Source organism: Massilicoli timonensis, from assembly GCF_900199515.1.
Lineage (GTDB): Bacteria > Bacillota_I > Bacilli_A > Erysipelotrichales > Erysipelotrichaceae > Massilicoli > Massilicoli timonensis.
Genome location: NZ_LT963434.1, coordinates 575,702 through 588,128, shown reverse-complemented (window position 1 = coordinate 588,128; position 12,427 = coordinate 575,702). Strand labels below are relative to the sequence as shown.

General features: G+C 44.9%; 17 protein-coding genes, 1 tRNA gene and 1 riboswitch. Of the genes, 13 read left to right on the top strand and 5 right to left on the bottom strand.

Annotated features, from left to right (window positions below; all coding sequences use genetic code 11):
* Positions 1 to 98: 98 nt before the first annotated feature.
* Together C1712_RS04940 and C1712_RS04935 are read right to left on the bottom strand one after the other, a co-directional pair.
* Positions 99 to 956 (bottom strand): HAD family hydrolase, encoded by an 858-nt coding sequence (locus tag C1712_RS04940; protein WP_102267347.1) that lies wholly within the window; start codon positions 954 to 956, stop codon positions 99 to 101.
* Positions 953 to 1,843 carry an ROK family protein gene (locus C1712_RS04935; protein WP_102267345.1) on the bottom strand — a complete coding sequence of 297 codons (891 nt, stop codon included), beginning with the start codon at positions 1,841 to 1,843 and terminating at the stop codon, positions 953 to 955. The genes C1712_RS04940 and C1712_RS04935 overlap by 4 nt, the downstream gene beginning before the upstream one ends.
* 118 nt (positions 1,844 to 1,961) lie before the next feature.
* Here C1712_RS04935 and C1712_RS04930 point away from each other — a divergent pair, with 118 nt between their 5' ends.
* The 7 genes from C1712_RS04930 to C1712_RS04905 are packed head-to-tail and all read left to right on the top strand — an operon-like array spanning position 1,962 to position 6,081.
* Complete coding sequence (locus C1712_RS04930; RefSeq protein WP_146003314.1) at positions 1,962 to 2,330, top strand: hypothetical protein; 369 nt, start codon at positions 1,962 to 1,964, stop codon at positions 2,328 to 2,330.
* Positions 2,314 to 3,012 (top strand): Flp pilus assembly protein CpaB, encoded by a 699-nt coding sequence (cpaB, locus tag C1712_RS04925; protein WP_102267341.1) that lies wholly within the window; start codon positions 2,314 to 2,316, stop codon positions 3,010 to 3,012. The genes C1712_RS04930 and cpaB overlap by 17 nt, the downstream gene beginning before the upstream one ends.
* Entirely contained in the window at positions 3,009 to 4,010 is a 1,002-nt protein-coding gene (locus tag C1712_RS04920) for a CpaF/VirB11 family protein (protein ID WP_102267339.1), read from the top strand. The genes cpaB and C1712_RS04920 overlap by 4 nt, the downstream gene beginning before the upstream one ends.
* Before the next feature lie 56 nt (positions 4,011 to 4,066).
* Entirely contained in the window at positions 4,067 to 4,870 is an 804-nt protein-coding gene (locus C1712_RS04915) for a type II secretion system F family protein (protein WP_180963079.1), read from the top strand.
* On the top strand, positions 4,858 to 5,604 hold the full coding sequence (locus tag C1712_RS04910; protein ID WP_102267335.1) for a hypothetical protein: 747 nt from the start codon (positions 4,858 to 4,860) through the stop codon (positions 5,602 to 5,604). The genes C1712_RS04915 and C1712_RS04910 overlap by 13 nt, the downstream gene beginning before the upstream one ends.
* A complete protein-coding gene (locus tag C1712_RS12640) occupies positions 5,601 to 5,750 on the top strand; it encodes a hypothetical protein (protein WP_178200168.1) in 150 nt (49 codons plus the stop codon). Before C1712_RS04910 ends, C1712_RS12640 begins: the two co-directional genes overlap by 4 nt.
* Position 5,751: 1 nt before the next feature.
* Positions 5,752 to 6,081 carry a hypothetical protein gene (locus C1712_RS04905; protein WP_102267333.1) on the top strand — a complete coding sequence of 110 codons (330 nt, stop codon included), beginning with the start codon at positions 5,752 to 5,754 and terminating at the stop codon, positions 6,079 to 6,081.
* Positions 6,082 to 6,113: 32 nt separating this feature from the next.
* On the opposite strand, the gene C1712_RS04900 is transcribed toward C1712_RS04905, so the two are convergent.
* On the bottom strand, positions 6,114 to 6,980 hold the full coding sequence (locus C1712_RS04900; protein WP_102267331.1) for a DegV family protein: 867 nt from the start codon (positions 6,978 to 6,980) through the stop codon (positions 6,114 to 6,116).
* Positions 6,981 to 7,097: 117 nt separating this feature from the next.
* Between C1712_RS04900 and C1712_RS04895 the strand changes: the two genes are divergently transcribed.
* Both C1712_RS04895 and C1712_RS04890 read left to right on the top strand, forming a co-directional pair.
* Positions 7,098 to 7,173 (top strand) — tRNA-His (locus C1712_RS04895).
* 361 nt (positions 7,174 to 7,534) lie between these two features.
* Positions 7,535 to 7,651, top strand: a riboswitch (FMN riboswitch).
* Positions 7,652 to 7,728: 77 nt separating this feature from the next.
* Positions 7,729 to 8,346 (top strand): ECF transporter S component, encoded by a 618-nt coding sequence (locus tag C1712_RS04890; RefSeq protein WP_102267329.1) that lies wholly within the window; start codon positions 7,729 to 7,731, stop codon positions 8,344 to 8,346.
* Positions 8,347 to 8,452: 106 nt separating this feature from the next.
* On the opposite strand, the gene C1712_RS04885 is transcribed toward C1712_RS04890, so the two are convergent.
* On the bottom strand, positions 8,453 to 9,190 hold the full coding sequence (locus tag C1712_RS04885) for a tRNA1(Val) (adenine(37)-N6)-methyltransferase (RefSeq protein WP_245858065.1): 738 nt from the start codon (positions 9,188 to 9,190) through the stop codon (positions 8,453 to 8,455).
* A gap of 114 nt (positions 9,191 to 9,304) precedes the next feature.
* Here C1712_RS04885 and C1712_RS04880 point away from each other — a divergent pair, with 114 nt between their 5' ends.
* The 3 genes from C1712_RS04880 to C1712_RS04870 all read left to right on the top strand — a co-directional run bounded on the left by C1712_RS04880 (position 9,305) and on the right by C1712_RS04870 (position 10,968).
* Entirely contained in the window at positions 9,305 to 9,544 is a 240-nt protein-coding gene (locus C1712_RS04880; protein WP_102267327.1) for a hypothetical protein, read from the top strand.
* A 60-nt stretch (positions 9,545 to 9,604) separates the two neighbouring features.
* Positions 9,605 to 10,240, top strand: coding sequence for an HAD family hydrolase (locus tag C1712_RS04875; RefSeq protein WP_102267325.1), 636 nt, complete (start codon positions 9,605 to 9,607; stop codon positions 10,238 to 10,240).
* Positions 10,241 to 10,506: 266 nt separating this feature from the next.
* Positions 10,507 to 10,968 (top strand): GNAT family N-acetyltransferase, encoded by a 462-nt coding sequence (locus tag C1712_RS04870; protein WP_102267323.1) that lies wholly within the window; start codon positions 10,507 to 10,509, stop codon positions 10,966 to 10,968.
* 58 nt (positions 10,969 to 11,026) lie between these two features.
* Here the strand turns inward: C1712_RS04870 and C1712_RS04865 are convergent, their stop codons facing one another.
* Positions 11,027 to 11,686, bottom strand: coding sequence for an HAD family hydrolase (locus C1712_RS04865; RefSeq protein WP_102267321.1), 660 nt, complete (start codon positions 11,684 to 11,686; stop codon positions 11,027 to 11,029).
* A gap of 150 nt (positions 11,687 to 11,836) precedes the next feature.
* On the opposite strand from C1712_RS04865, the gene rdgB reads away from it, so the two are divergent.
* Entirely contained in the window at positions 11,837 to 12,424 is a 588-nt protein-coding gene (gene rdgB / locus C1712_RS04860; protein WP_102267319.1) for an RdgB/HAM1 family non-canonical purine NTP pyrophosphatase, read from the top strand.
* Positions 12,425 to 12,427 lie beyond the last annotated feature (3 nt).

The window sequence follows — 12,427 nt, the reverse complement described above, 5'->3', positions numbered from 1 at the left end:
ATAAAATACGAATCCGGAAGCGGGGAGGAACGATCCAACTTCTGCAAGATTCGTATTTTTTTGTCATTTTAATGATCAGCACCGATCAGAACCATCGATCATTTCTGAAAGGTCCAGTAGTTCTGGTTTCTGGCAATCGTTTTGAAGATCGCTCTGGCAACGCCGTCATCACTGTTGCGATTGGCAATCAGCGAGGCTTTGCTTCTGACTTCCTGCGGAGCATTTGCCATGGCGAAGGAATAAGGGAAATAAGCGAACATGGAAAGATCGTTGCCACTGTCGCCGATCACCATCACTTCCTGTGGATATAAGTGCATGCTATCACAGAACCGCCGCAGTGCTTCTCCTTTTGAAGCGTGGATATCATTGATTTCGATACCGCTACCGGGTGCATAGGAAACAGCAAGGCTTTCGTCTTTTTCCAGCAGTTTTGCCACTTTTGCTTTTGCACTTTCCGCACCGTTCAATTCAACCTTATAAATAGAAACATCGTTTGGCAAGTCAGTCGGCTGATTGATTTTTTGAAATAAGGCGTAGTAATCATTTAACATTGCAATGTCATGATCATTCATCTTCTTTTGACCGATGAAATCACGGCGATGGATTTCCAGCTCATCACAGGAATAGATGCCGCGATCACACATGATCTGTGTATGCAGCCCAAACGCTTCGGCAATATGCAATAGTTCCATGGTTTTTGCTCTTGTAAGCGGGACTTCCCATAATAGATGACCTTGTGCGTCAAAGCACTGTGCGCCGTTGATACAGATCATCGCCGGCGTCAAGGATGTGTCTTTTAATAAAGAAGCGACATTTTCCTGATGTCTTCCGGTCGCGATCATGAAATCAATGCCTGCTTCCCTGGCCGCCTGGATCGCGGTCAAAGATACATCGGAGATACGATGCTTCTCATTTAACAGCGTTCCATCCAGATCGCTTACGATTAGCTTGATCATGCTGTTTCCTCACTTTCTTTGCGCATATGCAGGAAAGCACCGATCAAATTGGCTTCGCCTTGATAAGCACAGGCAGTAATGATCGTTTGATCGGGCAAGGTCGGCGAAATAAAAGAACGAGTCATTTGCCGATAGCGTTCCCGCAGTGCTTCAATGACCCATGCCTGTGCACTGATTGCACCGCCGATACAGATGATCTGCGGATCATAGACACTGTGTATCGTAATAAGCTGCATGGTGATTGCCTCCAGCCAGTGATCGATGGCTTTTTGTGCGTCCGCTTCTTTTTGAAAATAGCGCCGGGTAATGATATGCGTATCATCTACTTCCGGATGCCCTAAGCTTTGGTAATAGCGCAGCAGTCCCGTCATGCTGGCTTCATTGCCTAATTGTGCGATCGCTCCCTGATGATAAATCGGCATATAGGAAAACTCACCGCTGAAGCCGTTGGCACCGGTATGAATGCCGTTTTCATCGATCAGGCAGCCGCCGATGCCGGTGCCGATCACATAAACAGCCGCACGTTTTTTGCCTTTGGCAGCACCGCGGTAAAATTCGCATAGCCCGCAGGCTTTGGCATCGTTGAGCAAGCTTGCCGCAAGCCCGGTGCGCTTTTGTAATTCTAAGATCGGATTCGTCTGGTACAGCAGGGACGCATTTCCCGAAGAGGCGCTTAAGATCATGCCGTCATTGCGGAAGATTCCCGGTGCGCAAATACCGATCCCATACGCTTTATGGGTTAAAAAAGCAGTTACTTTATCATAGAAAGCATCGGCAGAAGGAGAAGCGGTCTTGATTTTTTCCAATTGTAAAATTTGACCGTCCTCATCAAGATAGGCAATCTTGGTATAGGTACCGCCGATATCAATGCTGTAATAGTTTTTCATGATGATCACCCAATCTGTATTTTATCATGAAAACAGTTGATTTTGGGAAAACTCTTATAAAACTTGAGGATTTTTCTAAAAAGCGGCGCATAAGGAGGGCAGGAGGTGAAAAAACAGCGTGAAATCAGTTGTGATGACGTATTTGATCATTGTGCTGGGCTCGCTTTTCTGTGTAGTCTGTTGCCGCGTGATCGCTTTTGATCATGTCGAGTCGATGACTTATGACAACTGTAAGCATGCTTTGGCTTATGCGATGAAGCAAAATCGTGAAACGGATGGATTAAGCGCGGCAGCGTTTATGCAGGATTTTGAAGCCTATTTCAAAAACAATCTGTTCCGTGGCTATCATTATGAGATACGTCTGATCGGCTTTATGGATGAGCCGCTGTTTGCGAGTGTCGAAGTGGAGATGAATGGGAAAGGGATGCAGATCCAAGTGCGTGAAACTATGATAGAGGAGGTACGGGAAGATGGGGCAGAAACATAGAAAACTGCTTTTAGCGGGCAGTTTGCTTTTGGTAAATGTATTGGTCTTTATGATCGCCCTTGCGAAAACAAATGAAATGGTAAAAATGCCGGTTGCCAAAGAAGCGATCTTGCCCAGAATGAAGATCACCGAGGAAATGGTCGCTTATATAGAAGTGCCTAAACAGGCAGTGCGCAATAATATGTATCAAAGCAAAAAGGCGATCATTGGGAAGGTGGCCGCGATCGAAGGGCTGATCCCCAAAGGCTCTTTCTTTTATAAAGGGGCGATCGAAGCGTCAGATACCCTCAAGGATGCGCCGGCATTGGCGTTAAAAAAGGGACAGAGCGCTTTTTCACTGTCTTGTAATTTGTTGAAATCAGCGGGCAACAGCATCGTTGCGTTTCAGCATGTGGATGTTTATGTAACGATCGATGATCGAAGTGCGGGAATGAAAAGCGATGTGCTGCTTCAAAATGTACGTGTGCTTTCGATCAAGGACCGCAAAGGAAAGGAACTGGGTAAGGATGATGATGGAGTGCCGTATGTCTGTGTGCTGGCGGTGCAGGATGAACAGATCCCGCTATTGCAAAAAGCGCTGGAAATGGGCAGCGTGGATATTTATGCGATCCACACCAGTGCCTACCGACAGCCGGAAGCAGTGCTGAAAACATCCAGTGAAGTGCTGGAGGTATTGCGATGAAAGAGCTGTTTTACTTATTTCAGTCTTATTTAGATGATCCTGATATAACAGATGTGAATTATAATGGCCGTATGCTGTGGCTGGATCATCTGAAAAAAGGACGCTATCGTGATGATACGTTTTGTGATGATGAGATCGAGCAGTTTTGCTTTCAGGTTGCCAATCGTCTCAATCTCCCTTTTAATGTTACCAATCCGCTTTTAGAGGCGGAAACAGAGGATATGCGTATCTCGATCCTGCACCCCTCCGTTTCAAAAAGCGGCATCAGTATTTCGATCCGCAAAACGCCGGCTGTGCAACGACTTTCGCGGTCGATGCTGATCAAAGAAAAATATGCGCCTGCCGCACTGCTTGACTTTTTGAAGCTGGCGGTACAGAAGGGATGCAATATCATGGTCGGTGGGCTTCCGGGGGTCGGGAAAACGGAATTGATCAAGTTTTTGGCTTCCTATATTCCATCGCATCAGCGCATCATTACGATCGAAGATACATTGGAGCTGCGGCACCACATCATTCATCCGGCAAGCGATTGTGTTGCGCTGAAAGTGAATGAGCGTTTTACATACAGCGATGCGATCAAAGCGAGTTTAAGACAAAAACCGGACTGGCTTTTGGTAAGTGAGATCCGCTCACATGAAGTGGTTTATTTGTTGGAGGCGGTGTCTACCGGCGCGCATTTGTTATCGACGATTCACTGTTCTCAAGCAGCTTCGATCCCAAAGCGTATGATACAGATGTTTCCGGACGGCTATGCGCAGCTGGAAGCAAAATTGGAAATGATGTATGAAGCGGTAGATATCGGTGTTTATCTGCAGGCAAGCGTAACGGATAACGGTATCAGACGGCAGATCGCAGAAGCGGTGGTTTTTACCAATGAAGCGCATTTGTGCAGTACGATGATCTATGATGGACAAAAGCTGTCTTTAGAAGAACTGCCGAAGCCGCTGTATAAAAAGCTGTATCCGATGAAGGAAAGGAGAAAGAAAACATGCTCTTGAGCGGTTTGATCACGCTGATGCTCACAGTGCTTTTCTATACGCGGTGGCGCTTTTGTATGAAATATCATATTTTAAGCAAGCATGCGTATCGGATGCTGAAAGAGCAGTTTTCCTATTTGGGCTATCACTATCAGATCTTCCAGCACATTGCATTGATCTTATTGGTCATGGCTGTTGTCTTTTGTTTCTTTCAGCTGTTTTCGCTGCGTCTGGTGTATCAAATGCCGCTTTATCTGATCACTGTCTTTCTGCTTCCGGATATGCTTTTCTGTATTTTGGCACAGCGGATGGAAGAACAGCGCTTTCGTGATATGACATTGTTTTTACAGCATTTGATCGCTTTATTTCGGCAATATCAGAAAGTATATCAGGCGATGCGAGAGTGCGGCGCTTATGTTTCCATAGATTTTCAAAAACGCATTGCGCAATGTGTGGCGGCGCTTGATCGGGGCTGTTCTTTGCAAGATGCATGTATGCTGCTTTATGAGGATCATCCACACTTTATCATTCACCATACGTTCATGTGCATGGAAACATTGGAAGCACAGGGCGGTGATCTAAAAGAACAGGGACTGGATTTGATCTTAGAGGATATTGATGATTGGATCGAAGATACGTATGCCTATAAGCAAGAACAGTTGAGCAGTAAAAACCGGATTTTGATTTTATGTGTGATGTCCGCTGTCATTGCGTTTCTGGCAAAAAACATGCTGCGGCAGTTGGAAACAGAGCTAGTCGGTGAATGGTATCAGTATGCGATGGTATTCTTTTTCATCTGTCTGCTTCTGACGCTTTGGAATGCGCATCGTATTTTGAAAAAAACTTGGATCGATGAAAAGGAGTGTATATGGCTGAAGTAATCGTAATTGTCGCTGTGTTTGCGGTTTTGACTTACTTCCATAAAGAATGTGTTGCTTTTCTTGCCTTGCTTTTGCAGGAAAAGGATGAAGGGCGTTATAGCGGGGAAGAGACGATGACGAAGCGATTGTATCGGGCCTTGCCGTTTTGTTATTGTCTTATACTGTATCCGCTTTGCGGGCATGATAACCGCATGCTTCTGGTGATCGGTGCGTCGTTTCTCTACCTGCTGAAAAAGGATTACTGGAAAAAACGCAGGCAGTATCGTAAGGAATTGGCACAGCTGCGCATTCAGTTTCCGATTTGGCTTAGGCAGATTCAGATCTTATTGCAGACCAATACGGTGCTTTCCGCATTGCAGCTTTCTTATGCTGCTTCGCCGGAGCTGATGAAAAAGGATCTGAAAGCACTGATCGCCGCCCTGCAAAAGGATGCGATTTCTTTAGAACCATATTTGCGGTTTTTATCGCGTTACCAGTTAGCGGAGGTAGAACGCGCGATGAAGCTGCTTTATCGTTATCAATGTGTGGGTGAAACAGACTGTGATCGGCAATTGAACGGCATGATACAAACGACGACCAGATGGCTTAGAAAGCAGCGACAAAAAAGAAGCGAGGAAGAAACGGCGATCTATCAGTGGTGGGGCATGCTGCCGCTGTTTGGGGTAACGGTCGTATTTATGGCAGTGATGTTTGAAATGATCATTCAATTATTCGGAAAGGGGGTGATGGGATGAAAGCATTTTTTGAGGAATATGGTCTTGTGCTGGTGGTAACGATCATTGCGACCGGTATGATTGCATTTTCAGATGGATTTAAGGAGATCATGCAGGAAACACTGGAGCAGCAGTGGAATCAGATGACGAGTGAAACAGGAGGATGAGATGAAAGGGTCATTTGAGTTCGCGTTTTTGATGGTATTTTCCATGCCGTTTCTGGTGCTGGGAATCAATTTTATCGACATCTTGATGCAATACAACCACGCCCGCTATTTGAAGGAGTATGCGGTGTCGGCGATCGAACATCAGAATCGCTATGACAGCAGTGTGGAGGAACTGATCACGGCAGTGGAGGAACAGTATCCGAATTTAGAACTGGAAATTAGGGAGGTGGGAGAACGCTATCAGGTAAAAGTATCTTTTCCTTTGCGTTTGCCGTTGATCGACTATGAAACGATGGGGGAAGTTGCTTCTTATACGATGCTGGTCGATTAAAAAAGGAAGGCGCATTGCCTTCCTTGTCATGCTTATGCTGCTTCTTGGGGTGCTTCCTGTGGAACGACTTTGCGGATTCGTCCGAATGCGATCGTTCCCACGCCGGTATGGGACATGATGATAGAGCGAAAGGTTGTCTGCTGTACGGGAACCCCCAATGCTTCTTCCATCATGCCTTTCAAAGCATCACTGGCGCTGCGATTGTCCGCATCAATGATCATCCAGTCATAATCCTCTGCATTTTCTATGCCTTTCATGACCGCCGCAAGTCCTTCTTTGTAGGCTTTGTTTAAGGTGCGAACCTTATCATAGACATCGATTCTGCCTTCTTCGATCGTCAGCAGTGGATGAATTTTCAATAAACCGGCTAATGCGGCCGCAGCCGGAGAGATACGCCCTCCGTTTTTTAAGGTCGTCAGATTTTCGGGAATCAAGATGGCATATAATTCACCTTGCTTCTCAAACATCTCTTTTACTTGTTTACAGGAATAGCCCTGTTGAAACAGTTTTCTTGCCTGTTCCAGCATCAAGATGATCGGATAGCAGGCAAAGGTACTGTTCACAACGGTAACTTTTCCATCGTATTCCTTGCTTGCGGCGATCGCATTTTCACAAGTGCCGCTTAATTCTCTTGATAACGGCAGATAAAATATTTCATCGTACTGTGTGAGCAGCTGCTCCCATAACGCAGTAACCTCTCCGATTGGCGGCTGTGTTGTTTTGATCGTTTTGCCTTCTTTCAGCATGCGGATGATATCCTCTTGAGAAATATCGACTTCCTCTATGTAGGTTTTGTCTTCTACCATCAGCGGCATTCGTATGACATGTATATCGAGCGCTTTTGCGGCTTCTTTTGAAATATCGGCCGCGGAATCGCACAGCAATGCGATTTTTTTCATGCTATCACTCCCTTATTTTTCGCTACTAACGATTATAGCAATAAAATGAAAAAAACTCAATAAAAGTATTTACAAACAAAGGGGAATACGCTATAATTACAAAGCATTTGATAAATGGCGACCGTGGTGAAGTGGTTAACACAACGGATTGTGGCTCCGTCATTCGTGGGTTCGATTCCCATCGGTCGCCCCATTTTGAGCAATACCGCTTAAATAGGCGGTTTTTTTGTTCGTTTATGCTATGAAAAAATTCCATTATTATGACTGATTTTGTTATCATTTATAATGGATATTGATAAGCAAACGGAAAGTTTTACTTTAAGGGAAAATAAAAGATGATAAGGAAAGTAGAAAAACTGTCATAAACTTGCGAATGGATGAGCCGCAATGATAAAGCACCTGTGCGCGTGCAGGAGAAATGCCATCAGGAGCGAAGTTTTGAAATGAAGGCTTCTTGCAGTACTTGCGAAAAACTGATCTTCTTATTAGCGGTGAAGATACCTAAATACGCATTTTGATTGACAGATTGCTTCTTTTGCCATATAATGACAGCGACAAAACTTCAGGGCAGGGTGCAATTCCCGATCGGCGGTAAAGTCCGCGAGCGTAAACGCGCAGGATTTGGTGAAATTCCAAAACCGACAGTATAGTCTGGATGAAAGAAGTAGTTTTTTTGTGTCCCAAAAGGTTTTGTTGAAAGACCTTTTTTCTTTTTGAAAAAAGGAACTGACGATGAGGAGGAGAAAAGATGTCAGAGTTCGTTTCAACAAAAAAGGCGCCTTTCTTAAGCGCCCAAATGATTGCCAAGGTGGCAGTGTTAGGAGCATTTGCGTTCCTAGTGATGATGTTCGAGGTTCCGATTCCCTTCTTTGTATCATTTTATAAACTAGGGTTCGATGAAGTGATCGTCATGATCGGCGGTTTTGCGCTTGGCCCACTTGCGGCGGTCATGATCGAAGCAATTAAGATCCTGCTGAATCTGCTCGTTAATTCCACTGTAACAGCCGGGGTCGGCGAACTGTCGAATTTCTTGGTCGGATGCGCCTATGTCATTCCGGCTGCGATTTACTATCAGCGTCATAAAGATAAGCAGCATGCTTGGCTGGCGCTTGGAATCGGTACACTGTGCATGACGATTGCCGGTACCTTGATCAATTATTTTTTCATCTTACCGATGTACAGCGCGATGCTGCCGCTGCCGATGGATGATCTGATTGCGGCAGGTACGGCGCTGAATGGAAATATTGACAGCTTATTCATGTTTGTGCTGCTGATGACCGCCCCATTCAACTTTGTGAAGGCGACGCTCAGTTCGCTCATCGTAGCGCTTTCCTATAAACGCGTCTCCGGCTTATTAAAGCGTTAGTTTCGTTTGGTATGCGCACTACGCTCATAGGTAAATAAATGAAAATGCGTTTCATTCGTCTTTCGATTGCTTCCTGCTTTTGAAAAACGAGTGAAACGCATGTTTTTTATCTTGTTAAAATGATCGGTTTAACGACTCTGCATCCGCTTTTGGCATGCCGCTTGGCTTCGATGATGACGCTGCGGGCATCGGCCTTGGCTTCGTCATATACAAACTGCATCCGTTTGATCTCCATGCTGTGCTGCTGCAATAAAGCGACCAGATCACAGATGCGATCCGCACGATGCACGATATAGCAGCGTCCGTTTTCCGCAATCAGCTCGCTGATGCACTGAATCAGTGTTTCCAGATCTAAATAGAATTCATGTCTGGCAATCTGACGGCTCGTCGGTTTTACCCGTGCATCGGGAGCAGGGAAATATGGTGGATTGGAAACGATCACATCGGCCTTGATGCCGCTTACGTCTTTAATATCGCCGGCAAGAATACGCGCATCGATCTGATGCAGCTGCAGATTGAACGCTGCCAGCTCACACGCTTCTTCCTGTATTTCCACCCCGATACAGCTGCCTGCTCCCTGCAAAGACGCATATAACAAAAGGGCGCCGTTATTCGTGCCGATGTCTAGTACCGTTTCTCCTTTACGAATTTCCATAAACTGTCCCAGCATAGCCGTATCTGTATTATTGCGAAACATTCCGCGCTTTTGAAACAGATACAGACTGCTTCCCGCCAAATAATCAAAGCTCAGATCCGCTTCCTTTAACATCTGCGCAAATGCTTCCGGCTGGGTTTGCTTTAAGTGCAGCGCTTGTTCAATACTTGTGATCTCATTCCATTTCATATTCTCACCGTTCCCATTTTAACATGAAATCAGCGCCGCTCCAACACCATCCTGCCAAGAGTAGAATTTTCTTTTTGCCCATGCTATAATAAAACTGTTTAAGGGAGGATCGTTATGAATACGAAAGAGCGGACACGTTTTATCTTCGCCATATTGATCATGGTGCTTGCACTGATGATCCTGATGCGTTTTGGCCCGATACAAGCCGAGTTATTGGTTGCCGGCGGTCTTATGATCATCTATTTTGCATTGAATGCTTATTATGCTTGGCAAGAGCAATCCGATCGTGAAATGAAAGGCAGTATCCTGCTTGCTTTTGTTGTAGCAATCGTCATGATTTTCTATTTTTCATAAAAAACGGCAGAGGAACAGCTCTTTTTTTACTTATGAAGCATTTGGAAAGGAAGGAATCATATGGAACAGAAACAATGCCTGATATTTGATATGGACGGTACGCTGTGGGATGCCACAAAAGGCGTATGTGCAGCTTATAATGAAAAACTGGAACAGGAAAAGGGATGGAAGCAGTATTTGACCCAAGAACAGATCGAAGCCGTACAAGGCATGACCATTGATGAAATTGCCGATGCCTTTTTCCCGCAGTTAGATCAAGAGGAGCGCATGGAACTGGTATTAAAGTGTATGGATCATGAAAATGAATATCTATCTCAGCATGGCGGCACGCTTTATCCGGATGTGGTGGAAGGATTGTCTCGTTTATCTGGACGATATACGCTGATGATCGTAACCAATGCACAGGATGGCTATGTGGAAGCGATGTTTGCGGCACATGGGCTAAGCCCGTATTTCAAAGATTTTGAAACTTATGGCAAGACCAGATTGGAAAAAGGCGAAAATCTGAAGCTGATCATGAAACGCAATGGTTTTACACCAAAGCAGTGCGTTTATATCGGTGATACGCAAAAAGATTTGCAGGCATGTGAGCTTGCGGGACTGGATTTTATTTATGCGGCGTATGGGTTTGGCGAAGCATCACGTTTTCTTTCAAAAATCGATTCTTTCAAAGAGCTGGAAACCCTTTTTCTGTAAAAGGGTAAATGAAGAAAAGCAGGCTTTCCCAGATGAAAGCCTGTTTGCTTGATCAGGCAGTCATTACTTGATCGCATTTATAAAAATAGTATTCGCTTTGCGTTATGTCAAGGGCGCATGTCTATGAAACCCTTGCGCATACGGCCTGTTTTACAGATGCGGCACGCAAAATAACTATGATTATCACTGCTTTGCGCCGTAATGGCATTAAACGATGTGAGGGCGACTGTTTTTGCTGCTTCGTACAAATTTGAGGAGGATGAAAAATGGTCATACAAATTGAAGATCCTAATGAAAAACAAATCATATCCCGCAAAATATTAGAGGCTTTACCTGAGTGGTTCGCACTCCCGGAAGCAAGGGAAAAATATATAAAAGACAGTGCCGAGCAACCGTTTTTTGCTGCTATGGAGGAAGAAACGCCAATCGGCTTCCTTTGCTTGAAGGAAACCGGGAAAGATACAGTAGAATTGGCGGTTATGGGCGTGCTGAAAGAATTTCATCATCATGGGATAGGACGAAAGTTATTTGTGCTGGCAAAAGAAAAAGCAGCCAAAGACGGGTTTTCTTTTATTCAGGTAAAAACTGTTCAAATGGGACGATATAAGGAATATGACAATACAAATAAATTTTACATAAGCCTTGGCTTCAAAGAATTTGAGGTGTTCCCGACGCTTTGGGATGAGTGGAATCCCTGTCAAATTTATGTAATGGCTTTAATGCAATAAAAAAGCGCGTTCTTTCATCAGGACACGCTTTTTTTGCTTTTTGCAAAGCAGGAAAGTATCAGCCTTTTTCCACATGTGCATTGGTAAGAGCAGGCAGCTTGATCGTGGTAAAATCACGATGACATTCATCGGCACAACGTCTGATTTCTTCTTTGCATGGTTCGGCCAGGGAAATCACATAGCACCCGAGTGCCTTGGCGCTTTCCATCACATGCAAAGAATCTTCAAAAACGACGCAGTCTTTTGCCTCGACATGCAGGCGTTTGATCGCGGTTTCCCAGATCAGGGGATCCTGTTTGCTTAAGTTTGCGCTTTCCGCCGATAAGACAAAGGCAAAATCATCTAAGATCCCGATGCGTTTCAGGACATGATGGGTCAATTCCTCATCATTAGAGGTTACGACACAAAGTCGATATCCGCTTGCCTTGGCTGCTTTTACAAAAGCGACGGCGCCTTCCTTTGGCTGAATGTGATGCAGATACTGGTCCTTCACATCGGCGATGACCAGATCCTTTAACTGCGATTCACTTTGCGATAATGCAAAACGGGTCTTGATCTCATGCAGCACCTCGGAAAATTTCATCTTCCCGAATAATGTTCTTGCTTCCTCTAGATCCATGGTCAGGGATAACTGATCAAATAAACGGATCACTGCTTCCTCCCATACATGCATAGAATCGATCAATGTATTGTCTAGATCAAATAGACAGGCTTTCATCTTTTCACACCTCTTTTACAGTTATATAGAATAACACAAGAAAAAGCAATCTGCAAATGCTGCTGCACTTTCCCTACACAGTGGAGTTTGCCTTTTCATAAGCAGGAAAATCTGCTAAAATAAATAGCATGAAAAGATGGGAGCATGTATATGAAAGAATTGATGATCGCAACAAAGAACGCACATAAAGTGGAAGAATTTCGGGCGATGCTGGAACCGTTTGGCTATCGGGTGCTGAGCCTGCTTGATCTGGAAGAAGATCTGGAGGTGGAAGAAACCGGTACGACCTTTGCGGAAAATGCCTTATTAAAAGCAAGAGGCGTTTATGAGGCAAAGCATATCGCCTGTATTGCCGATGATTCCGGTTTGGCGGTAAACTGTATGGGTGGAGCGCCCGGGGTGTATTCAGCGCGTTTTATGGGAAGAGATACGCCTTATGAAGAGAAGAACCGCTATATCATCGAACAGGCAGATCAAAGCGATGATCGCGGCTGTCAGTTTATCTGTGCGATCGCTTATGTGAATGAAAAGGGAGAAGAAGCGGTATTTGAAGGTATCGTTGAAGGGGAAGTCGCTCATCAGATCATCGGTGAAAAAGGTTTCGGCTATGATCCGATCTTCTATTATCCGCCCTTTCAAACGACCCTTGCCAACGTGAGCGAAGAACAGAAAAATGCGGTCAGCCATCGAGCCAGAGCGCTGGCGCAGTTTATCGAGCATTTACGAAAAGAGGGATAACAA